Annotated in this window: 16 protein-coding genes, 1 tRNA gene and 1 pseudogene; 9 read left to right on the top strand and 9 right to left on the bottom strand. The window is 73.7% G+C overall.

Translation table 11 applies throughout. From position 1 onward, the window contains the following. Positions 1-141 precede the first annotated feature (141 nt). Complete coding sequence (locus ACE1OC_RS09885; RefSeq protein WP_407836703.1) at positions 142-2,205, top strand: phosphocholine-specific phospholipase C; 2,064 nt, start codon at positions 142-144, stop codon at positions 2,203-2,205. On the opposite strand, the gene ACE1OC_RS09880 is transcribed toward ACE1OC_RS09885, so the two are convergent. Beyond that, the gene (locus ACE1OC_RS09880; RefSeq protein WP_407836702.1) at positions 2,192-2,965 is read right to left on the bottom strand and encodes a hypothetical protein; all 774 of its coding nucleotides are present in this window, start codon (positions 2,963-2,965) and stop codon (positions 2,192-2,194) included. The genes ACE1OC_RS09885 and ACE1OC_RS09880 overlap by 14 nt on opposite strands. 72 nt (positions 2,966-3,037) lie before the next feature. Between ACE1OC_RS09880 and ACE1OC_RS09875 the strand changes: the two genes are divergently transcribed. Then, entirely contained in the window at positions 3,038-3,793 is a 756-nt protein-coding gene (locus tag ACE1OC_RS09875; RefSeq protein WP_407836701.1) for an alpha/beta fold hydrolase, read from the top strand. A gap of 10 nt (positions 3,794-3,803) precedes the next feature. Here ACE1OC_RS09875 and ACE1OC_RS09870 read toward each other — a convergent pair whose 3' ends face one another. The 3 genes from ACE1OC_RS09870 to ACE1OC_RS09860 all read right to left on the bottom strand — a co-directional run bounded on the left by ACE1OC_RS09870 (position 3,804) and on the right by ACE1OC_RS09860 (position 6,090). Then, the gene (locus ACE1OC_RS09870) at positions 3,804-4,571 is read right to left on the bottom strand and encodes a rhamnogalacturonan acetylesterase (protein WP_407836700.1); all 768 of its coding nucleotides are present in this window, start codon (positions 4,569-4,571) and stop codon (positions 3,804-3,806) included. 196 nt (positions 4,572-4,767) lie between these two features. Further along, entirely contained in the window at positions 4,768-5,892 is a 1,125-nt protein-coding gene (locus ACE1OC_RS09865; protein ID WP_407836699.1) for an alpha/beta hydrolase, read from the bottom strand. Between the two features lie 125 nt (positions 5,893-6,017). Next, positions 6,018-6,090, bottom strand: a tRNA-His gene (locus ACE1OC_RS09860). Positions 6,091-6,231: 141 nt separating this feature from the next. Between ACE1OC_RS09860 and ACE1OC_RS09855 the strand changes: the two genes are divergently transcribed. Both ACE1OC_RS09855 and ACE1OC_RS09850 read left to right on the top strand, forming a co-directional pair. Further along, on the top strand, positions 6,232-7,383 hold the full coding sequence (locus tag ACE1OC_RS09855; protein ID WP_407836698.1) for a heparan-alpha-glucosaminide N-acetyltransferase domain-containing protein: 1,152 nt from the start codon (positions 6,232-6,234) through the stop codon (positions 7,381-7,383). 121 nt (positions 7,384-7,504) lie between these two features. Next, a complete protein-coding gene (locus ACE1OC_RS09850; RefSeq protein WP_407836697.1) occupies positions 7,505-8,626 on the top strand; it encodes a M24 family metallopeptidase in 1,122 nt (373 codons plus the stop codon). A gap of 30 nt (positions 8,627-8,656) precedes the next feature. Here the strand turns inward: ACE1OC_RS09850 and ACE1OC_RS09845 are convergent, their stop codons facing one another. Together ACE1OC_RS09845 and treZ are read right to left on the bottom strand one after the other, a co-directional pair. After that, positions 8,657-9,424, bottom strand: a complete 768-nt coding sequence (locus tag ACE1OC_RS09845) for a class I SAM-dependent methyltransferase (protein ID WP_407836696.1) — start codon at positions 9,422-9,424, stop codon at positions 8,657-8,659. A 43-nt stretch (positions 9,425-9,467) separates the two neighbouring features. Continuing rightward, on the bottom strand, positions 9,468-11,372 hold the full coding sequence (gene treZ / locus ACE1OC_RS09840; protein ID WP_407836695.1) for a malto-oligosyltrehalose trehalohydrolase: 1,905 nt from the start codon (positions 11,370-11,372) through the stop codon (positions 9,468-9,470). A gap of 112 nt (positions 11,373-11,484) precedes the next feature. On the opposite strand from treZ, the gene ACE1OC_RS09835 reads away from it, so the two are divergent. Beyond that, positions 11,485-12,048, top strand: a complete 564-nt coding sequence (locus tag ACE1OC_RS09835; RefSeq protein WP_407836694.1) for an FHA domain-containing protein — start codon at positions 11,485-11,487, stop codon at positions 12,046-12,048. A gap of 67 nt (positions 12,049-12,115) precedes the next feature. Beyond that, positions 12,116-12,586 (top strand): GNAT family N-acetyltransferase, encoded by a 471-nt coding sequence (locus ACE1OC_RS09830; protein ID WP_407836693.1) that lies wholly within the window; start codon positions 12,116-12,118, stop codon positions 12,584-12,586. Between the two features lie 24 nt (positions 12,587-12,610). On the opposite strand, the gene ACE1OC_RS09825 is transcribed toward ACE1OC_RS09830, so the two are convergent. Both ACE1OC_RS09825 and treY read right to left on the bottom strand, forming a co-directional pair. Continuing rightward, positions 12,611-13,861, bottom strand: coding sequence for a M14 family zinc carboxypeptidase (locus ACE1OC_RS09825; protein ID WP_407836692.1), 1,251 nt, complete (start codon positions 13,859-13,861; stop codon positions 12,611-12,613). A 343-nt stretch (positions 13,862-14,204) separates the two neighbouring features. Continuing rightward, positions 14,205-16,559, bottom strand: a complete 2,355-nt coding sequence (treY, locus tag ACE1OC_RS09820; protein ID WP_407836691.1) for a malto-oligosyltrehalose synthase — start codon at positions 16,557-16,559, stop codon at positions 14,205-14,207. Positions 16,560-16,641: 82 nt separating this feature from the next. Here treY and ACE1OC_RS09815 point away from each other — a divergent pair, with 82 nt between their 5' ends. Next, positions 16,642-17,925, top strand: a complete 1,284-nt coding sequence (locus ACE1OC_RS09815; protein WP_407836690.1) for an MFS transporter — start codon at positions 16,642-16,644, stop codon at positions 17,923-17,925. Between the two features lie 8 nt (positions 17,926-17,933). On the opposite strand, the pseudogene glgX reads toward ACE1OC_RS09815, so the two are convergent. Beyond that, positions 17,934-20,047 (bottom strand): annotated as a pseudogene (glgX, locus tag ACE1OC_RS09810) (glycogen debranching protein GlgX). 321 nt (positions 20,048-20,368) lie between these two features. On the opposite strand from glgX, the gene ACE1OC_RS09805 reads away from it, so the two are divergent. Both ACE1OC_RS09805 and ACE1OC_RS09800 read left to right on the top strand, forming a co-directional pair. Further along, positions 20,369-21,649 carry an SAV2148 family HEPN domain-containing protein gene (locus ACE1OC_RS09805; protein WP_266954415.1) on the top strand — a complete coding sequence of 427 codons (1,281 nt, stop codon included), beginning with the start codon at positions 20,369-20,371 and terminating at the stop codon, positions 21,647-21,649. 88 nt (positions 21,650-21,737) lie between these two features. Further along, complete coding sequence (locus ACE1OC_RS09800; protein ID WP_250741992.1) at positions 21,738-22,481, top strand: exonuclease domain-containing protein; 744 nt, start codon at positions 21,738-21,740, stop codon at positions 22,479-22,481. Positions 22,482-22,487 lie beyond the last annotated feature (6 nt).

The raw sequence follows: 22,487 nt of genomic DNA, 5'->3' as shown, positions 1-22,487 counted from the left end.
AACCGCCTGACGAGGTATTCCGTTCTCCAGGTGTACGGCCCACTGTCATTCAAGCAACGCCGACCGGTACCCCGGGGCCGCTGTTCTTGGGGCGCCCCTCGACACCCCCCGCACCCGTCTCACCCGCAGAGGTCGTTCTCCATGACTGAATTGAATCGGCGCAGGTTCCTGCAGATCGCCGGTGGCGCCGCCGCCGTCACGATGCTGAACGAGAGCATCGCGAGGGCCGCCGCCATCTCGGCCCAAGGCAGTACCGGCACGATCCAGGACATCGAGCACATCGTCGTCCTCATGCAGGAAAATCGTTCCTTCGACCACTACTTCGGTGCGATGAAGGGGGTCCGGGGCTTCGGAGACCCGAGGCCGGTCCTCCAGGACAACGGCAAGTCCGTCTTCCACCAGTCCAACGGAACGAAGGACATCCTGCCCTTCAACCCCCAGATCAACGACCTGGGCATGCAGTTCCTGACGGGGCTGAACCACGACTGGGCGGGCGGCCACCAGGCCTACAACAACGGCAAGTACGACAAGTGGGTCCCGGCCAAGACGGCCACGACCATGGCGTACATGACCCGGAACGACATCCCGTTCCACTACGCGCTCGCCGACGCCTTCACGGTGTGCGACGCCTACCACTGCTCCTTCATCGGCGCCACGGACCCCAACCGCTACTACATGTGGACGGGTTACACGGGCAACGACGGCGTGGGCGGCGGCCCGGTCCTCGGCAACCAGGAAGCCGGCTACGGCTGGAAGACCTACCCCGAGCGCCTGGAGACGGCCGGAGTCTCCTGGAAGGTCTACCAGGACATCGGCGACGGCCTGAACGCCGCCGGATCCTGGGGCTGGATCAACGACGCGTTCCGCGGCAACTACGGCGACAACTCGCTGCTGTACTTCAACAGCTACCGCAACGCCCAGCCCGGCAGCGCCCTGTACGAGAAGGCCCGTACGGGCACCGACGTCAAGGCGGGCGGCACCTACTTCGACAAGCTGCGCGCGGACGTCGTGGGCGGCACCCTCCCGCAGGTCTCCTGGATCGCCGCCCCCGAGGCGTTCAGCGAGCACGCCAACTGGCCGACGAACTTCGGCGCCTGGTACATCTCGCAGGTCCTGGACTCGCTGACCGCGAACCCCGACGTGTGGGCGAAGACGGCCCTCTTCATCACCTACGACGAGAACGACGGATTCTTCGACCACGTCGTCCCGCCGTACCCGCCCGCTTCCTCCGCCTGGGGCCTGTCCACGGCGAGCGTCACCGGCGACCTGTACACCGGGGGAGTCTCCGGCTACGCCGCCGGCCCGTACGGGCTCGGCCCCCGCGTCCCGATGATCGTGGTCTCCCCGTGGAGCAAGGGCGGCTACGTCTGCTCCGAGACCTTCGACCACACCTCGGTGATCCGCTTCATGGAGAAGCGCTTCGGCGTGCAGGAGCCCAACATCTCCCCGTGGCGCCGCGCGGTCTGCGGCGACCTGACCTCGGCGTTCGACTTCACCCGGGCGGACGCCGCGCCCGCCGCGCTGCCGTCCACGGCCGCGTACGTACCGCCGGACAAGAACCGCCACTCGTCCTACAACCCGACCCCGCCGGCGACCGGCACCCTGCCCAAGCAGGAAGCGGGCGCCAAGCCGACGCGCGCACTGGGCTACGCCCCGTACGTGGACGGCAAGGCCACGGTCTCCACGGGCAAGTTCACGCTGACCTTCTCCTCGGGTCCCACCCTCGGCGCCCACTTCCACAGCACCTCGGGCAACCGTACGGACGGCCCGTGGCCCTACACGGTCGAGGCGGGCAAGACCCTGTCGGACACCTGGAGCACGAGCAGCTCCACCGGCAACCAGGTCAACCTCACGGTCTGGGGCCCCAACGGCTTCCTGCGCACCTGGAAGGGCCCGGCGAAGAAGGCCGGCCCCGAGGCCACGGCCCGCGACGACAAGGCCACCGGCAACCTGGTGCTGTCCCTGACCAACGGGGGCACGGCGGCCGTCAACCTGACCGTCACCAACGCCTACGGCGGCACGGCCCAGGTCGTGCGCGTCGCGGCGGGCGGCACCGTCGCGCACACCGTGTCCCTGTCCGGCACGGCCCGCTGGTACGACGTCACGGTCGTCTCCGACGCGGACGCCACCTTCCTGCGCCGCTTCGCCGGCCACGTGGAAACGGGCGCCCCCGGAGTCTCGGACCCGGCGATCAAGACCGTCTGACGCGGTCCTCCGGCACGCGCAGCAGCCGCCGTTCCAGCACCGGGAGGTCGCGGGGACGGTGGCTGCGTGCGTGCCGGAGCAGCAGGTCCCGGGCGGTGTCCGGGACCCGGCGCCGCTTGGGGTGCCGGGTGGTGAACTCCTCGCTCGCGAAGAACCGCACGGCCGCGTCGAGCCCGCCGCGGTCGGTCTCCCGGACGGCCCAGGCCAGGTCCTCGGTGGAGGCTCCCTCGAGCAGGCGCGCAGGGGCCAGCTCCGCCAGGAGCGAGGCCGCGTCGGTGGGGTCCTCGCGTACGGCCCCCTGCCAGGAGAAGGCGGCCGCCAGCGCGATCCGCGCCGGGCGCGGCGGATCCTCGCCGCGGGCGATGGCCTCGGCGAAGCCGCGCAGCGCCGCGGGCGCGGCGGCCACCCACCGGGCCCGGTGCCGGGCCGGGATGCCGTCCGGGGCCCAGGGGTCGAGCAGCCGGGCGAGCGGCCCCGGCCGGGCGGGCGGTACGTGCCGGATCGCGGGGTCGTCCGTGGCGTCGAACGGGTCGCGGTCGTGGTCCCAGCACATGCACACGAACTCGACCCCGGAGGGAGGATCGCCGTGCCCTGCGGGGCCCGGCTCGGGCTCCCGTTCGGCGGGCCACGCGGCAAGGACCTCCGCGACCTCGGCCGGGTCGGTGATCTCGTACCGAGCCGGGTGGTACGGGTGGCCGTCCGCGCTCTTCCCGTCGCGGACCCGGATGCGTTCGACGGGGACGGAAGGTGGGGTCGTCACGGTGTGATGGTAGGCGCGGTGGGCAGAACGTACGGCGGCAATTCTTTCCGCCCCGTCACCGAGGGAGAACGCATGGCCATCGCCCACCGCAGGATCGGCACCGGCCCCGTCCGCGTCATCGTGCTGCACGACTGGTTCGGCACGTCCGCCAACTGGGGCTCCGTACTGGACTACCTGGACCCGCGGGAGTTCTCGTACGCCTTCCTCGACTACCGCGGCTACGGTGACCGCCGGGACGTCCCCGGCCGCTACGCGCTCCCGGAGATCGCCGACGACGTCCTCGCGCTCGCCGACGAGCTCGGCTGGGACACCTTCTCCCTCCTCGGCCACTCCATGGGCGGCAAGGCCATGCAGCAGGTCCTCGTGCGCGCCCCCGAGCGCGTCGAGAAGCTGATCGGGATCAACCCGGTCCCCGCCGCCCCCTACGAGATGGACGACGCCACCCACGACCTCTTCTACGGGGCCGCCGGCAGCGCGGAGAACCGCCGCGCCATCCTCGACATCGTCACCGGCCGCCGCGCGAGCCCGTACTGGCTGGAGCGGATGGTCGAGCACTCGCTCGCCGTGTCCCGGCCGGAGGCCTTCGCCGGGTACCTCGCGAGCTGGCAGCCGCTCGACCTGTCCACCGCCGTGAAGGGCAGCACCGTCCCGGTGCTGGTCCTCGTCGGCGAGTACGACCTCGCGCTCACCGCCGACTTCATGCGGACCACCTGGCAGGTCTGGTACCCGAACTGCCGCATCCAGCCGCTGCCCGGCACCGGCCACTACCCGCCGCACGAGACCCCGGTGGCACTGGCCACCGAGGTCGAGGCCTTCCTGCGCGGGTAGGGCCGGCAGGTCAGCGGCGCACTTCCGCGACCCGCTCCTTGGTCTGCTGGTCGAAGACGTCGTCGGGGAGGAACTCGACGGCCTGCTCCGGATCGAACTGGGCCTGGAGGTTGCGGAAGTGCGAGGGCGGCAGCAGCGCACGGTTCTGCATCTCCGCCGCGATGAACCGGGAGCACTCCACGCCGCCGTGGGCGCGCAGGTGGGTGTTGTCCGCCACGCCCTTGGGGTAGTTGGGGTGCTCGCCCGGCTCCAGGTAGAGGAACAGCGCCTTGGTCCCGTCGGGGCCGGCGTGCCGCCACCAGGCGACGCTCCACTCGTTCAGGTCGATGAGCGGCACCGAGAGCTGCGTCGCGACCTCGCGCATGGCGGCCGGGTACTGCCCCAGGGGGCGGCGCATGTTGCCGTACTTGTCGAAGACGCGGCGCTCGTGGCTGGTGATGAGGACCGGGTGCATGCCCCGGTCCCGCGCCGCGTTGACGTACTGGCGCAGGAAGCCCTGGTACTCCTTGAACGGCTCGGTGAAGCGGCCGTCACCGGGCTTCATGTCGATGAGGCCGAAGGAGATGAGCATGAGGTCGCCGGGAACGCCGTTCTCCAGGATCCAGGCGAGCCGCCCGCGCTCCAGGAAACTGCGGGTGCTCGCTCCTGCGCGCGCGCAGTTGATCACCTCGGCGCCCTGCACGAACAGCTGCAGGGTCTGGCCCCATCCCACCATCGGGGCCATGCTGGCCTGCCGGCTCGTCACGCTGGAGTCGCCCGCGAGGAAGATTCTCGTCATGCTTTCGTGTACTTCCCATCAGAACGTGCCGGGGCTCCGTGCCCCGACGATGACCCGGCAGGCGGGGCCTGTCTCCCCCACCCGGACGATCTCATCCGGCACCCGATTCCTGAACCCGTTCATCGGAATCCGTCTCAGGCTACATGTCCGCAGGCCGGGGCCTCGGCGGGGCCCGATCGGAATCCCTTGTGTGCCTTTAGGGTGGGCTTAGCCGTCCCACCAGCCACTCCAGGGCCGGCGGCACCTCGCGCGCCCAGGTCTCGTAGTTGTGGCCGCCGCTCGCGAGCACGATCGAGGAGACCCGTGCGGGTGACCGTACCGCGTCGATGAATTCCAGTGTCGCCGGGTACTGGTGCTCGCCCTTGCGGCTGCTCGCCACCAGCAGGGACACCGGCGGCTGGGGCAGGTTCCGCAGCCGCCACAGCAGGTCGTCCTGCCGCCGGCGGCCCGGGTCGCCGCCGAAGAGGTCACCGGTGTCCGCGTCCCGCGCCGCCGCGTACGGGGCCGACAGCGCGGCCGCCGCCCGGTAGGCGTCCGGTGTGCGCAGGGCCAGCTTCAGGGCGCAGTAGCCGCCCACCGAATTGCCCATCGCGCCCCACCCCCGGGCGTCGGGCGTGAGGCCGTAGTGCGAGGACACCACCGCCCTCAGGTCCCGCGCGAAGAAGGTCTCCGCCTGCGGGCCGCCCGGCACGTCCACGCACTGCGTGTCCCGGGGCGGCGCCACGGTCGGGGTCATCAGGACCAGTACCGCCGGCCGCATCCGCCCCGCCCGCACCGCCTCCAGCGCGAGCTGCGGATACCGCAGCCGGTCGACCAGCACCCCCGGCGTGCTCGGGAACCCGGTCAGCGCCAGCACCACCGGGAACTCCGCCCGCCGCCCGGCGGACGCGTGCGCGTACTGCGGCGGCAGGTACACGTACCCCTGCCCCGACAGCCCGCTGCGGGCCCCGCGCACGGTCACCGCCTCGATCCGGCCGATCACCGCGGGGTCGTCGGTGCCGGCGTGCCGCCAGGAGTGGGTTCCCCGCACCAGCAGCGCCGCCCGCGCCGAGGCGTCCGCGCCCGCCGGCACCGGGTCCTCCCGGCGCAGGGAGAGCAGGTCGCGCCAGGAGCCGTAGAAGCCGTACGAGGAGTTCACCGCGAGCAGCAGCGCCGACCCGGTCGTCAGGGTGATCGCGAGCTGGAGCCCCACCCGCCCCAGCACCGGCCGGATCCCGGACCCCGCGAGCCGGGGCCACAGCCACACCGCGGCCCCGAACACCGCGGCCGCCACGAGGGCGGCGAGGAGCAGCGCCGGGAGGCCCCCGATGTCGCCTTTCATGCGTGTGATCCTGCCAGGACTCCGGCAAGCGGGCCCGGCCGGCCGCGACGTGCCGCTCCCCTCGGAGGAACGAAAAAACCCGTGGGGGTTACGAGGAAAACTCGTAACCCCCACGGGATCAACAGGGTGAGTGACGGGACTTGAACCCGCGGCCACCTGGACCACAACCAGGTGCTCTACCAACTGAGCTACACCCACCACGAAGGGCGGCGGACCACCCGTTCGATGTGCAAGCACAGCATAGCTGATCAGCGGGGTGGTCCCGCGACGCCTTTTCCGGCGGCCCGGCCGGCCGGTCCCGCAGGCAACCCCGCGCCCCGGATCGCCATCCCTACCCGTATGGGAACAAACCGACTGACCGGCCTGGACGCCGCCCGCGGCATCGCCGTCCTCGGCATGTTCGCCGTACACGTCGGCCCGCCGCCCGCGCCCGAGGGCACCGGCTGGCTGCTCGTCGCCGCCGACGGCCGGGCGCCCGCCGTCTTCACACTCATCGCCGGGTTCTCCCTCGCGCTCGCCCGTTCCCGCGCTGCCGGCCCGCCGCCCCTGCGGGCCACCCTGACCCGCTGCGCGCTCCTCGGCGCGCTCGGCCTGTGCCTGGCCGCGCTCTCGCCCGGCATCCTCGTCATCCTGGCCTTCTACGCCGTCTACTTCCTGGCCGCCGAACCCTTCACCCGGCTGCGCACCCGCACCCTGGCGGCCGTCGCGGGCGCCTCGGTGGTGCTGGGCCCGGTCCTCTCGTACCTCCTGGGCCCGCCCCTCGGGCTGCGCACCGGAGGGCGCGGCGCCACACCCGTCCCCGCCGACCTGACGAGCTGGGCGGGGGCCGGGGGGATGCTGCGGGAGCTGCTGCTCTCGGGTGCGTACCCGCTGCTCACCTACTTCCCGTACATCCTGGCCGGCATGGCCCTGGGCCGCCTCGCCGACCTGCGCGGCGAGCGGTCGCTGCGGCTGCTGACCGGCTTCGGGGCGGCGGTCGCCGTGGCCGGCTACGGCGCCTCCTGGCTCGCGCTGGGGCCCGGCGGCCGGCGCGGGCCGCTGCTGGAGGCGGTCGCGCGGGAACACCCATGGGCGGCGGCGGAGCCCGATCCGGTCGCGGCCGTGCTGGGGGAGCAGTTCGGTGCCGTCCCCAGCACCTCCTGGGACTGGCTGCTGGTGGCCGGCCCCTACAGCCAGACCCCGCTGGAGACCCTCGGCAACTCCGGGGTCGGGGCGGCCCTCATAGGCCTCCTCGCGCTGGCCGCGCGCGCCCGCCGGGCGGCGGGGGTGCTCCGGCCGCTCGCCGCCGTCGGGGCGATGGCCCTGACGGTGTACGTGGTGCACGCGCTCGCGCTGGCGGTGTTCCTGCGGGGCTGGAGCGGGTGGGAGGCGCTGGCCGGGTTCTCGGCGGTCGCGATGGCCGGCTGCCTGGCGTGGGCCCACTTCCTGCGCGGTACGGAGCTGCGGCGAGGGCCGCTGGAGTGGGCGCTGCGGGCACTGACCCCGGCGTGACGCGCAGCCGTGCGCGCTGCCCTGCGGGGCCGCCCCGCGCAGCGGGGCGTGTCGGGGGTAGCCCCCGGCTGATCGGCGCGGCCCCCTGCCGGGCGGGGGCGGGGCGCGGGAGGATCGCGGCATGGACCATGACTTCGATCCCTTCACGGCCGCCGACTACGCCGCCCGGATGGCCGCCGCCGCGCAGGCCGCCGCCGATGCGGGGCTGGCCGGCCTGCTGGTCGCCCCCGGGCCCGACCTGGCCCACCTCACCGGGTACCGGCCCGTCGACACCGAGCGGATGACCCTGCTCGTCCTCGCCGCCGGGCAGGACCCCGTCCTCGTCGTCCCCGCCCTGGAAGCCCCCGACGCGGCGAAGTCCCCCGGGGCGGGAGCGCTGACCCTGCGGGACTGGGCCGACGGGAAGAACCCCTACGCCGTGACCTCGCCGCTGCTGGACGTGACCGGCCGCTTCGGGGTCAGCGACAACGCCTGGGCGCTGCACCTGCTGGGTCTGCAGCGGGAGTTGCCGGCCACCTCGTACGCCTCTCTGAGCGACGCGCTGCCGATGCTGCGCGCGGTCAAGGACGAGCGCGAGCTGGCCCGGCTCGCGGCGGCCGGCGAGGCGGCGGACGCCGCGTACGAGCAGATCCTCCACGTCCCCTTCGCGGGGCGCCGGGAGAGCGACGTCGCCGCGGACCTGGACGCGCTGCTGCGCGTGCACGGCCATTCCCAGGTGGACTTCACCGTCGTCGGCTCCGGCCCGAACGGCGCCAACCCGCACCACGAAGCAGGCGACCGGGTCATCCGGCACGGGGACATGGTGGTCCTCGACTTCGGCGGCCTCAAGCACGGTTACGGCTCCGACATCTCCCGCACCGTCCACGTCGGAGAGCCCACGGAGGAGGAGCAGCGCGTCCACGACATCGTCCGCGAGGCCCAGTTGGCGGGCGTGGCGGCGGCCCGGCCGGGGGCCGCCTGCCAGGACGTGGACCGGGCGGCCCGCGCGGTGATCACCGAGTTCGGTTACGGCGAGCAGTTCATCCACCGCACGGGCCACGGCATCGGAGTCACCACGCACGAGCCGCCGTACATGGTGGAGGGGGAGGAGCAGCCCCTCGTCCCCGGCATGTGCTTCTCCGTGGAGCCGGGGATCTACCTCCCCGGGCGGTTCGGGGTCCGGATCGAGGACATCATCACGGTCACCGAGAACGGCTGCCGCAGCTTCAACAACGCCTCGCGGGAGCTCGCCCTCGTGGAGTAGCCGCAGCGGCCGCCGCCGCCTCGCCGGGGCTCAGTCCCCGGCGAGGACCAGGCGGTAGCCGTAGTCGACGCTCTCCCGCTCCAGCAGGTCGGCGTGGCGGCGCTGCCACGCCCCCGAGCGGAGGTCTTCGCGGAGCCGGGCGACCGCCGGCTCCAGGAGTGAGGGCGGCAGGGTCGCCAAGGTGGACATGGAGGCCCGTACGACGGGATCGAGGTAGGCCTCGGGCCGGCGCCAGTAGGCGGCCCGGAAGCCGTCGGTGAAATCGTGCGGGATGGGGAAGGGCAGCACGGTGTGCGCGTCCAGCGCTTCGGTCACCTCGGACAGCGGGGTGAATCGGGTGAGGTCGAACTCCCGTACTTCCGGCAGGTATTCCTCGACGAGCCACAGCTCCGGCCGGTGGTCCGGGTCCCAGGTGAAGACGGCCTGGCGGCGCGAGACCCGGCGCAGCTCCGCGAGCCCGCGGGCGGGGTCCGGCCAGTGGTGGACGGTCAGTACGGCCATCGCCGCATCGAACTCTCCGTCCTCGAAGGGGAGTTCCTCCGCAACCCCCTTGATCTTCCGGGTGCCCGGATGCTGGTCGAGCATGACCTGAGAGGGATCCACCGCCGTCACCTCGCGGTCGTCGGGCTCGTACGACCCGGCGCCCGCACCGACGTTGACCACGGTACGGGCGTCGCCGAGGGCGCGGCCGATCGCCGCGGCCAGCCGGGGATCGGGCCGGCGGGCCCGCCGGTAGCCCGCCCCGATGCTGTCGTACTTCGCCGAGGTCGCGTCGTCGCCAGGTGATTCGATCGTCATGGAGCGGATCCCACCAGACGCCCCCGCACCTCTGCCACCGGGTTTACGGGCCCAGCACCACCGCCGACTCGGCCGGTACGTGGACCCGCCCGTCGGCGTCGGGGTGCTCGACGGGCAGCCAGGCGGCCAGCACCCGGACCCCGTTGCGGCCGAGCGCGACGGTGACCGGCTCCCCGGAGAGGTTCACGACCACGCGGACGTCGCCCCGGCGGAACGTCAGCCAGCGGCGCTCCTCGTCATGGGCGATCCGCAGCGCCGCCAGATCGGGATCGCGCAGGTCGGAGTGGGTGCGGCGGAGCCTGATCAGGGAGCGGTGCCAGTCCAGCAGGCGGGCGTGGGACTCCCGGCCCGGCTCGGCCCAGTCCAGGCGGGAGCGGTCCCGGGTCGCCGGATCCTGGGGGTCGGGGATCTCCTCCGCCTTCCAGCCGTGCTCCGCGAACTCCTTCCGTCGGCCCGCCCGTACGGCCTCGGCGAGCTCCTCGTCGGGATGGTCGGTGAAGTACTGCCAGGGCGTGCCGGCGCCCCACTCCTCGCCCATGAACAGCATCGGCACGAACGGCCCGGTCAGCACCACCGTCGCCGCGCACGCCAGCAGCCCGGGGGACAGGGAGGCCGCGAGCCGGTCGCCCAGCGCGCGGTTGCCGATCTGGTCGTGGGTCTGGGCGTAGCCGAGGAAGCGGTGCGCCGGGGTGCGGCCGCGGTCCACCGCGCGGCCGTGGTGGCGGCCCCGGAAGGAGGACCAGGTTCCGTCGTGGAAGAAGGCCCGGGTCATGGTCTTGGCGAGGGCCCCGAGCGGGGCCTCGGCGAAGTCCGCGTAGTAGGCCTGGGACTCACCGGTCAGCGTGCAGTGCAGGGCGTGGTGGAAATCGTCGTTCCACTGCGCGTGCAGGCCCAGGCCCCCGGCGGCGCGCGGATTCGTGGTGCGCGGATCGCAGCGGTCGGATTCCGCGATCAGGAACAGCGGCCGACCGGTCTCGGCGGCCAGCCCGTCCACCGCCGCGGACAGCTCCTCCAGGAAGGTCAGCGCCCGCCCGTCGGCGAGCGCGTGCACCGCGTCCAGCCGCAGCCCGTCGATCCGGTAGTCGCGCAGCCAGGCCAGCGCGCTGCCCAGGAAGTACGCGCGCACCTCGTCGGAGCCGGGCGCGTCCAGGTTCACCGCCGCGCCCCAGGGGGTGTGGTGGCTCTCGGTGAAGTACGGGCCGAAGACGGGGAGGTGGTTGCCGGAGGGGCCCAGGTGGTTGTGGACCACGTCGAGCACCACGCCGAGCCCGGCGGCGTGCGCGGCCTCCACGAACCGGACCAGCCCGGCCGGGCCCCCGTACGGCTCGTGCACCGCCCAGGGCGCGACGCCGTCGTACCCCCAGCCGTGCCGCCCGGGGAACGGGCAGACCGGCATCAGCTCGACGTGGGTGATGCCGAGGGCGGTGAGGTGACCGAGGCGGGCCGCCGCCGAGTCGAAGGTGCCCTCGGGGGTGAAGGTGCCGATGTGCAGCTCGTACAGGACGGCGTCCTGGAGCGGCACCCGGGGAGAGGGGGCCGGCTCGGCCGGAGCGAGGGAGGCGAAGTCGACCACGGCCGAGAGCCCGTCCGGGCCGTCCGGCAGGCGCCGCCCGCGCGGATCCGGCCGTACGGGGTGTACGGGGACGGCCGACCGGCCGGCGGCCGCGAGCTCCGGGAGGTCCGCGTGCTGCCCGAGGTGCCCGGGGTGGACCGGGTCGCGCGGATCGTCCTCGGGGTGGACCCGGTCACCCGGATCGTCCCCGGGCCCGGGAGGCGCGGGAGCCTCCGGGGCGCCGCCCAGCTGGAACCCGTACCGGGAACCGTCGGCGGCCGGAGCCTCCACGACCCACCAGCCGGCGCGCTCCGGATCGGGTGCCATCGCGTACGCGGCCCCGTCGAGCCGCAGTGCGACCCGGTCTGTCAGCGGTGCCCACACCTCGAACTGCACGGACGGTCCCCTCGTCTGGCGGCGGTACCCCAACCTGCGTGTCCGGGCCATCATCCCCGGCTCGTCGCGGGAGTTCTGGACACTCTGCCCCCGACAGGCCGACAATCACCTGGTGACGTCGAGTTTCGAGTTCCCCGCCTTCCCCGCCCCGCGGCTTTCCGATGCCGAGCGCGACCGCGCCCTGGGCCAGCTCAGGGAGGGCGCCGCCGTCGGCAAGCTGTCGCACGACACCTTCCTGCGCCGCATGGAACTCGCCCTCGTCGCCCGCCGTTCCGAGGACCTCGCCGTGCTCACCGCGGACCTGGAGGGCCGGGAGGCCGGGGAGAGCCCGTGGACCCGTCGGCTGTTCGGCTGGGTGGGGCGGGTCTCGGCCGTGTCCGTGGGAGTGCGGCGGGCCTGGGCCGCGGAGAAGCTGCCCGCGCTGCTCCTCCCGCACCCGAGCGCCGGACCGCTGCGCATCGGCCGCGACCCGGGCAACGGACTGCGCCTGAGCCACGAGACGGTCTCGCGGGCCCACGCGGAACTGAGCGTCCGGGACGGGGTCTGGGTGGTGCGGGACCTCGGATCGACGAACGGGACCACGGTGAACGGGCGCCGGGTGACGGGCTCGGCGGTGGTGCGGGACGGGGACCAGATCGGCTTCGGACGGATGACCTTCAGGCTCACGGGCGGCTGAGTCCCCGGGTCGCGGGTCCCGGGACCCGGTTGCGGGGCGGGCGGCGTCCGTGCGGAGGATGGCACCCATGGAACACACGTCTGCCGCCCCCGTCGTACGGCCCGCGCGCCCCGAGGACCTGCCCCGGCTGGTCGAGCTCATGCGCGAGCACATGGTGTACGAGAGGTCCGCGCCCCGCCCGGCCGGTCTCGCCGACCGGCTCGGCGCGCAGCTGTTCGCCGACGGGGCCCGGCTGTGGGTGCTGCTGGCCGAGACCCCGCGGGGCGAGGTCGCCGGGTACGCCGCCTGCTCGGCCGAGTTCTCCTTCTGGGAGGCCCGCCACTACCTCCACATGGACTGCCTCTACCTGGCCGAGGAGGCCCGGGGGCACGGCCTCGGGGCCGCCCTGATGGACGGGGTGGCCGCGCTGGCCCGCACGCTGGGCCTCGGCCACGTCGAGTGGCAGACGCCCGACTGGAACGAGGGCGCGATCCGCTTCTACGACCGGCTCGGAGCCACCGGCAAGCCGAAGGTCCGGTACGCCCTGCCCGTGGAGTAGGCCGCGGCCGGGTCTCCCCCTCGCCTACCGGCCCGCCGCCACGAGCCGGTCGTAGGCGGCCAGGACGACCCGGGACTGGTGCTCCACCTGGGTGGCCACCGGGACCCAGCGCGCCTGGAAGCGGTCCGCGAACTCCTCGCACCACCCCGTGACGAGCCGGTCCAGGGCCGGGGCCGACGGCTGGCCCTGGGCGCGCAGCACCCGGAGCAGCATCGCCGCGGCGCGCAGCGAGAGCCGTCGGCCGAAGGCGTCGATGCTCCCGATGTACGCGGCGGTCGCCTCGGCGGGAGCTCCGGCTCCCGTCCACTCGGCGGTGATCCGGGGGATCAGCGCGAGCGTCCAGTCCACCGCGCGCAGCAGGGCCGCGGCGCCCGGATCCGTACCGCCGCCCGCGCCCTCCCGCAGGGCCGCCACCCGCGCGGCGTCGGCGGTGAGCCGGCCGGCCAGGACGCGCAGGGCGGCTCGGGGGTCGGGGTGCGGGGCCGGGTCGTCCACGAGGTCCGAGGCCCACATGGGGACTTCGACGATCGCGGTGGTGCCGGCGTGGCGGTGGGCGTGGTACCAGGTGCTGAGCCGGGTGTCCTCGGGGTGGAACGGCCCGTCGTCCGTGGTCCCGGGCTCGGGCATCACGAAGATCCCCGCCCCCGGCGAGGGCCAGCCCGAGGCGTCGGACGCGCTGGTCTCGACGGGAATGTGCAGCTCGGCGGCCGATTTGCCGAAGGGTTCGGCGAGCCCGGGTATGTCCCGGGTCAGCTGCACCCAGGAGCCGCCGAGATCGGTGCCGTGCAAGGAGACCTGGAGGGCGGGCCGGAGCTCGTCGATGAGCCGGGTCAGGGCGAGGGTCTCGGGCGGCAGGCGGTCCGGGGGCAGTAAAGACGGCGCCCACTCCGGTTGTTCGGGTCCGGGCGGCCGGAAGAAGTTCCGGTGGTAGTCGAGCAGGGAGTACGGGCGCGGCGTGCGGTGCAGGGCCGCGCCGTCGGGATCGGCGCAGAGCAGGAAGTGCCAGGTGGTTCCGGCGGCGGGTACGCGGATCAGGTGCCGGGCGAGCGCGAGCGCGGTGGCCCCGCCGACGGGCTCGTTGGCGTGGGCGCCGGCGACGACGAGCACGGTGTGGGGGGAGTCGGCCCCGACGGAGAGCAGCCACAGGGGTTCCCCGGCCCGGGACGCGCCGATCTGGCGGAGCCGGACCAGAGCGGGGTGCTCATCGGCCAGGGCGCGGGCGGCCAGGGCCAGTTCGTGGGGGGTGGGGTAGCACATGTCACGGATGAGGGTCACAGGTGATCCCATTCCCGCCGGGAGCCTGCCCTAGCCGTGTTCGCCTGGCCCGCGCGCGGTGCCGGCGGGCTGCCGCCTGCCGTGCCGCTGCGCGGGGCTGCTCCCCGCCCCGCCCTTTCTCCGTTTCCTGGGGCTCCGCCCCAGACCCCCGTCCTCAAACGCCGGACGGGCTGGATTCTCCAGCCCGTCCCGCGACATCCAGCCTCGCCGGCGTTTGAGGCGCGGGTCCGGGCGGAGCCCGGGGAACGGTGGAAGGGCGGGTAGGGGACGGCCCCGCACAGCGGCCCGGCCGGCCGCCACCCGCCGGGTGGCAGTCCGGGCGGTGCCGGTCCGACTCGGGGAGTCACGCCCGGGCCGGGGCCTCCCGGAGCAGGACGGCGACCGGGGAGGCGTCGCCGAGGAGTTCCGTGAGCGGCAGTTCGCCCGCGTACGAGGCTTCGGCCGCGGCCCCGGCCCCGAGGAGGGGCAGGGGCCGCCAGCGCCCCGGCGGCAGGGGCAGGGCCGTGTCGCGCCAGCCGCCGGACCCGGCCAGCCGGTGCGACAGCCGGGTGGCCACCGCCACCAGCCCGGCCGAGCGGGCGAAGGCCACGCAGTGCTCCGCCGCCGGGCCTCGGGCGAGCAGCGGGGCGTAGCCCGTGAAGAGCCCGGGGCGGCTGCGCCGCAGCCGCAGCAGGGCGGCGGTGAGGGCGAGCTTCTCCTCGGCCGTGCCGGACGGCGCGGCGCCCGCGTCCAGGCGGGCCAGGGCCTCCCGGGGGAAGGCGGCGGGCCGCCGGTTGTCCGGGTCGACCAGGGCCCGGTACTCCGTCTCCGCGCCCTGGTAGACCTCCGGGACCCCGGGCATGGCCAGGTGCAGCAGCGCCGCGCCGAGCAGGTTGGCGCGGGCGGCCGCCGCCAGGGGGCCGGAGGGCTCCGGTGCGGCCGCCGGGAGGTACCCCGGGACCGTGGCCTCGTACGCGGGGTCCTGCTCGGTCCAGGTGGTGTGCAGCGCGGCTTCGCGGACGGCCTTCAGCAGGGCCTCGGCGAGCCGGTCGCGGCGCACCGGTGCGGAGCCGTCGCTCCCGAGTCCGAACGCCGTCTGCCAGGCCACCCAGGCGAGTTGGGGATCCGCCCCGGTCGGCGCCGGTACGGACTCCGGGTCCTGCGAGAGCACCGAGATCCGCGCCCGGACGTCCGCGCTGCGCTTCGTGTCGTGCGTGGTCAGCACGGTCCCGGAGCGGGGCCACAGCCTCGCCTGCTCGGCGCAGTACGCGTGGAACTCCGCCACCGTGACCGCCGGAGCCCCGGGATCCCCACCCACCTCCGTGGCCGACAGCAGCGGGGCGTGCCGGTAGAAGGCCCTGTCCTCGAGGGACTTGGCGCGCAGCGCGGCCGAGGTCTGGGCGAAGCGGGCCGCGAAGGCCGGGTCCCGCAGCAGGAGTTCGCGTACGCCCGCCACCGGGGCCGCGCCTGCCTCGGCTGCGGCCCGCTCCAAGGCCTCGGGCGCGAGGTCCGGATCGCAGGGGTAGGGCCGGTAGACGGGGTAGGCGATGAGCAACTCGCGTACGGCCGAGGCCAGTTCCTTGCCGGCCAGCCGTTCCAGCGCGGCCAGCTCGGCGGCCAGGTCCCCGGTCAGGACCTCCCGGGCGCCCGCCGCGGCGGTCCGCTCCCACCGGGGCTGCCCGGTCGCCTCGCGGAACCGGGTGTCGAGCCGCGCGGCCCCGGCCGGGTCGGTCAGCACCCCGTCCACCCGGTACAGCGCGTCGTACCCGGTGGTCCCGGCCACCGGCCAGCCGGGAGCCAGCCGTTCCTCGCGGGCCAGGATCTTCTCGACCACCACCCAGCAGCGCCCGCCGACGGCGTCCCGCAGTCGCCGCAGGTATCCCTCGGGGTCGGCCAGGCCGTCCACGTGGTCGATCCGCAGCCCCTCGGCGACCCCGTCGCGGACCAGCTCCAGCACCTTGGCGTGCGTGATGGCGAAGACCTCCGGGTCCTCGACGCGCACGCCGATCAGCTCCGAAATGGTGAAGAAGCGCCGGTAGTTGAGCCCCGTGCGGGCCTCCCGCCAGTGCGCGGGCCGGTACCACTGGGCGGCGAGCAGCTCCGCCGGCTCCAGCCCGGCGGTGCCCTCGCGGAGCGGGAACTCCAGCCCCCCGACGCGCAGTACGGCCCGGCCCTCCCGGCGGCCGGTGCCGGCCCCGACCTCCCCGATCTCGATGGAGCCCGGATCCAGCGGCTCCGCGAGCACCGGCAGCAGCAGCTGCCCCCCGCCCGCCTCCCAGTCGATGTCGAACCAGCGTGCGTACGGCGAGCCGGGACCCTCCCTGGCCACCTCCCACAAGGGCCGGTTGAGGCGGAGCGGCGCCGGCAGCGCCATGTGGTTCGGCACGATGTCGAGCACCAGTGCGAGCCCGTGCGCGCGGGCCTCGGCGGCCAGGGCCCGCAGTCCGTCCTCCCCGCCCAGCTCCACCCGGACGCGGGTGTGGTCGGTGACGTCGTACCCGTGCGAGGAACCGGGCACGGCCTCCAGTACGGGGGACAGGTGCAGGTGCGACACCCCGAGCGAGGCGAGGTACGGTACGACGGCCCGCGCGTGCCCGAAGGTGAACTCGGGGCGCAGCTGGAGGCGGTAGGTCGACGCCGGGGTGACGGCCGGTGGTCCATCGGGTTCGGGCCGGTTGAACTCGGGACTCGGGCGACCGGTGCGCGGGGGCAGGCTCATGAGAACGTACGTACCCAGGATGCGGGATTCCGTGCCATTACCCAATGCATCCGGGTGACTGCACCGGGTTAACGTTGCTCAAGTGTTTGGAACCGTCAACACCTATCGAAGAGTCATCGCCCTGACCGGGCCCCTACTCCCGCTCATTTCCTTCCTCGCCCGACTGCCCGTCGCGATGTCGCAGTTCGGCAGCGTCCTGCTGGTCGCCGAGACCAGCGGATCCCTCGCCACCGCGGGCATAGTCGGCGGCACCCTCTCCGCCGGCCAGGTGGTCTTCGGACCGGTCCTGGGCCGGCTCGCCGACCGTCACGGGCAGCGTTCCGTCGTCCTGGCCGCCGCCGCGGTCAACGCGGTGGCGACCGCCGCCCTGGTGACCGGGGCGCTCGCCGACCTCGCCACCGTCCCGCTCGCCGCGATCGGCTTCGTCACAGGGGCCTCCGTCCCGCTGATCGGGCCGCTCGCCCGTACCCGCTCCGTGGCCCTGGCCCACCGCGCCAAGTCCGACGAGAGCGTCGTGGGCGCCATCCACTCCCTCGAAGGCACCCTGGACGAGGTCTCCTTCGTCTTCGGACCCGCCCTCGTCGGCCTGGCGACCCTCGCCCTGCACCCGGCCGTGGCCCTCGGCGGCGCGGCCGCCCTCGTCGCCGTCTTCGGCACCCTCTACGCACTGCACCCGACCGCCGCCGTCACGGCCGGAGTGCCCGCGGGAGAACGCCGGAAGAAGGACCGCACCCGGGTCCGCCCGCCCCGCGTGGTCTTCGCTGTGCGCGGCTCCCTCGCCCTCCAGGGCGCCATGTTCGGCGCCTGCCAGGCCGGAATCGCCGCCCTCACCGCACAGTTGGGCGTCCCCGGCCAGGCCGGCATCGTGTACGCGGCCATGGGCGTCGTCAGCGCCGCCGTCGGGCTCTCGCTCGGCGCGCTGCCCGCCCGCTTCGGACTGCGGCTGCGCTGGCGGTGGGCCACCGGCGCCGCACTCGTGCTCTCCGTACCGCTGCTCTTCACGGAGACCCTGTGGCCGCTGTACGCGGTCGTCACCGTGCTCGGAGCCGCCTACGCCCCGCACCTGATCACCGCCTTCGCCATCACCGAGCGGGCGGTGAGCCCGTGCCGGCTCGCCGAGTCGATGGCCTTCGCCGCCAGCTCCCTCGTCGCCGGCCAGGCCGCCTCGCTCGCCGTCTCCGGGCGGCTCGCCGAGGCGTACGGACCCCCCGCCGCCTTCGCGGTGGCCGTCGGGGCGGCGGCCCTGTGCCTGGTCCTGGCCCTGGTCACCCGGGTGCCGTCGGCCCGGGCCCACACCCCGGTGGTGGCCGGCGGGGGCGCCCGCCCGGACGCCCTCCTGGAAGGCGCCGCCTACGCCGGTCACTGAGGCGGCGCCTACGCCGGGCGCTGAAGCACCACCAGACACCGTCCTGTCAGTGTCACCCGGTCCCCGGCCGCGTACTGCGGCCCGGTACCGGGTGCCAGCACCTCCGGCCGCGCCGTGTCCACGACCAGGCGCCACTGCGCCCCGTGCCCGGCCGGGACCGTGAAGTCCTGTGCTTCGGCGCCCGCGTTGAACATCAGCAGGAACGAGTCGTCGGTGATCCGCTCCCCGCGGGTGCCGGGCTCCGAGATGGCCTCCCCGTTCAGGAACACCGCCAGCGCCCGCGCGTGCTGCGCCTGCCAGTCGCGGGCCCGCATCTCCTCGCCGTGCGGGGTGAACCAGGCGATGTCCGAGAGCTCGTCGTGCGTCCCCTCCACCGGCCGGCCGTGGAAGAAGCGGCGCCGCCGGAACACCGGATGCTCCCGCCGCAGCCACACCATCCGCCGGGTGAACTCCAGCAGGGCGGGAGCCGGTTTGCCGGGCTCCGGCCAGTTCACCCACGCCAGCTCGTTGTCCTGGCAGTAGGCGTTGTTGTTGCCGCCCTGGGTGCGGGCGAACTCGTCCCCGTGACTGATCATCGGCACGCCCTGCGACAGCATCAGCGTGGCGATGAAGTTGCGCATCTGGCGCTCGCGCAGCTCCCCGATCTCCGGATCCTCCGTCGGCCCCTCCACCCCGCAGTTCAGGAGCGGTTGTGGGTCTCACCGTCCCGATTGCCCTCGCGGTTGGCCTCGTTGTGCTTCTCGTTGTACGAGACCAGGTCGTTCAGGGTGAAACCGTCGTGGCAGGTGGTGAAGTTGATCGAGGCCAGCGGCCGTCGGCCGTCGTCCTGGTAGAGGTCGGAGGAGCCCGTCAGCCGGCCCGCGAACTCCGCGAGCGTACGCGGCTGCCCGCGCCACAGGTCCCGTACGGTGTCCCGGTACTTGCCGTTCCACTCGGTCCACAGCGGCGGGAAGTTGCCCACCTGGTAGCCGCCTTCGCCCAGGTCCCACGGCTCCGCGATCAGCTTGACCTGGCTGACCACCGGATCCTGCTGGACCAGGTCGAAGAACGAGGACAGCCGGTCCACCTCGTGGAACTGGCGGGCCAGCGTGGCCGCCAGGTCGAAGCGGAAGCCGTCCACGTGCATCTCGGTGACCCAGTAGCGCAGTGAGTCCATGATCAGCTGGAGCACGTGCGGGGAGCGCATCAGCAGCGAGTTCCCGGTGCCCGTGGTGTCCATGTAGTGCCGGGGATCGTCCGCGAGGCGGTAGTACGAGGCGTTGTCCAGCCCCCGGAAGGACAGCGTCGGGCCCAGGTGGTTGCCCTCGGCGGTGTGGTTGTAGACCACGTCGAGGATCACCTCGATGCCGGCCTCGTGCAGGGCCCGCACGGCCGACTTGAACTCCAGCACCTGCTGGCCGCGGTCGCCCGAGGCGTAGCCGTTGTGCGGGGCGAAGAAGCCGATGGTGTTGTAGCCCCAGTAGTTGCTGAGCCCGTCGTCGACGAGGCGGTGGTCGTTGACGAACTGATGGACCGGCATCAACTCCAGTGCCGTCACCCCGAGCTTGGTCAGGTGCCCGATGACGGCGGGGTGTGCGAGGGCGCCGTAGGTGCCGCGCAACTCCTCGGGGAGGTCGGGGTGACGCATGGTCAGGCCCTTGACGTGGGCCTCGTAGAGCACGGTGTGGTGGTACTCGTGGCGCGGCGGCCGGTCGTTGGCCCAGTCGAAGTACGGGTTGACCACGACCGAACTCATGCTCTTGGGCGCGGAGTCCAGATCGTTGCGGGAGTCGGGACGGCCGAAGTGGTAGCCGTACACCTCCTCGCCCCAGTCGACGCTCCCCGCGACGGCCCGCGCGTACGGGTCCAGGAGCAGCTTCGCCGCGTTGCAGCGCCGGCCGCGCTCGGGCTCGTACGGCCCGTGCACCCGGAAGCCGTAGCGCTGACCGGGCATGATGCCCGGCAGGTAGGCGTGCCGGACGAACGCGTCGGTCTCGCGCAGTTCGATCGCGGTCTCCGAACCGTCGTCGTGCAGCAGGCACAGTTCGATGCGTCGGGCGGCCTCCGAATAGACCGCGAAATTGGTGCCGGCGCCGTCATACGTGGCACCGAGCGGATACGCCTGTCCCGGCCAGACCTGCATAGAAAACGACTCTTCCCCTCTGTGTCGGGCTGATCCGGCGTGGACCACGTCACTGCCAGATCTTCCCCGAAAGAGGGCTTCCACGCGGGGACTTGGGAGGGTCCTACCGGGTGACCCGGAGAGCTGATAAGAGGTTCGCCGGACCTTGGGAAGATCTGATCGTCGGCAGAGCGGATAATGGGCCAACGGACGGACCGGGTGCGGACCGTGAGCCCGCGTCGGGCCGCAGGGGCACGCATCGGGCTGCAGGGGGCCGCACGCGCGGAGTACCCTTCCGTGATCACTGGAGACGGGCGTCCAGACGCAGGAGGCGGTGCACGGGTGAGCTCGGGAGGTCTGGAGCTGCCCCCTGGTGACGGTGGTCACGAGGGCGGCCCGGCGGACGCCGCGGGCGGTGCGGCCGGCGGGATCCCCGCCGGGGCCGTGTCGCTGGCCCCGCCGGAAGCCGGCGGGACCGGGAAGGCGCAGGCGGGAGCCGGTGCCGAGCTGGACTGGGGCGCGGACGCCTGGAGCGAGGTCCGGACCCGGGCCCAGCGCGCCGGCCGTGCGTACATCTGGCTGAACCTGATCGAACAGCGGCTGCGCTCCGTGGTCGGAGCGGTGCTCCGGCCCGTCTACGAGCCCGTGCACGGCGGGGACGACTGGGTGGTGGCGGCCGCGGGTCCCGCCGGCCAGGAGTGGGTGCAGCGCGCGGTCGCCGTACGCGAGGTCAGCCGCCGCAAGGGCTACCTGCTGGACTCCGCCGACGACAACGTGCTGAGCTTCCTCACCCTGCCGCAGCTGCGCGAACTGATGGTCCAGCACTGGCCCTGCTTCGAGCCCTACTTCGACGACCGGCGCGAGATCGAGCAGGCGCTGGACGAGCTGGAGGTCACGCGCAACGTCGTCTCGCGCAACCGGGCCCTGTCCCGGGCGGTCCTGGAACAGGCCGAGCGGGCCTCGGCGCGGCTGCTGGAGGTACTGGGCGGCGGCGCGGGCTCGCCAGCGGCGGACCGGCTGCCCATCGACGCCGTCGAGGACCTGGTCGGCGACCGGTACGCGGACGTCATCTCCGTCCACCCGGACCGGGTGCGGCTGCAGCGCCAGCTCCCGGCGGAGGACCTCTTCGGCGGTGCGCGGCGGCTCGACGCCATCGGCATCGGGCTCAACCTGCTGGTTCAGAACTTCTCGGGTCGAAGACTCGTACGCCTCGCGGAGGCCGGCTGCCGGGTGCGGCTGCTGTTCCTGAACCCGGCGAGCAGTGCGGTCAAGCGGCGCGAGCGGGAGCTCGGCCTGCGCAAGGGCGAGCTGAGCCGCTCGGTGGAGATGAACATCCTGCACGTGCGGCGGGTGAGGGCGGGCCTGCGCGACCCCTCCCGCTTCGAGATCCACGTCTTCGACGAGACCCCGCGCTTCACCGCGTACCTGGTGGAGGGCGAGTCCTCGGGCATCGCGGTGGTCCAGTCGTACCTGCGCCGGGCCCGCGGCATGGAGGCACCCGTCCTGGTCCTGCGCGGCGGCGGGCGGGCCTCGCAGGTGCGGCCCGATCAGGAGCACGGGCTGTTCCCGACCTACCGGGAAGAATTCGAGTCGATCTGGCAGGACTCCCGGCCGGTGTCGTGAGCGACGGCGGCCCCGGCTCCGGGGTTGTCAGTGGCCCGTGTCAGGCTGAAAGCCGTTGACGTAGCGGTACGGGTACGGGGGGCACGTGATGGGGGACCGGGCGGGGGACTGGATGGGGGACTGGCACGGCGGGCCGATGGTGGCCTTCGATCTGGAGACCACGGGCACCGACACGGAGTCCGACCGGATCGTGACGGCGGCCGTCGTGACGGTCGGGCCGGACGGGCAGGTGGCGCGGGAGCGGACGTGGCTGGTCGACCCGGGCGTGCCCATCCCGGAGCAGGCCTCGGCCATCCACGGCATCTCCACGGACCACGCCCGCTCGCGCGGGATGGCCGCGGCCCCGGCGATCGAGGAGATCACCCGGACGCTGGTGGAGGCCCTGAGTTCGGGGACCCCGCTGGTGGTGATGAACGCGCGGTACGACCTGACCCTGCTGGACCGCGAGTGTCGCCGCCACGGGATCCGTCCGCTGGGCGAGCGCTGGCCCGGGACGACCGCGCCGCCCGTCATCGACCCCCTGGTCCTCGACAAGCACGCGGACCGGTACCGCAAGGGCAGGCGGACCCTCCAGGCCCTCTGCGAGCACTACGGGGTGAGCCTGGAAGCGGCGCACGACGCGGGCGCGGACGCGCTGGCGGCGGCCCGCGCCGCGCGGCGGATGGGGGCCGTGCACGCGGCGATAGGGACGGTCGCCCTGGCGGACCTGCACGAGCTCCAGATCCGCGCGGCGGCCGAGCAGGCGGCCTCGCTGCAGAGCTACCTGCGGCGGACCTCGGACCCCGAGGCGATAGTCGAGCGGGCCTGGCCCGTCGTGCCGTACCGGGTGTGAGGCCCG

It is taken from the genome of Streptomyces stoeckheimensis (assembly GCF_045822005.1).
Taxonomy (GTDB): domain Bacteria; phylum Actinomycetota; class Actinomycetes; order Streptomycetales; family Streptomycetaceae; genus Streptomyces; species Streptomyces stoeckheimensis.
Note: the sequence above shows the minus strand (reverse complement) of the source record. Positions and strands in the feature narration are given on the sequence as shown.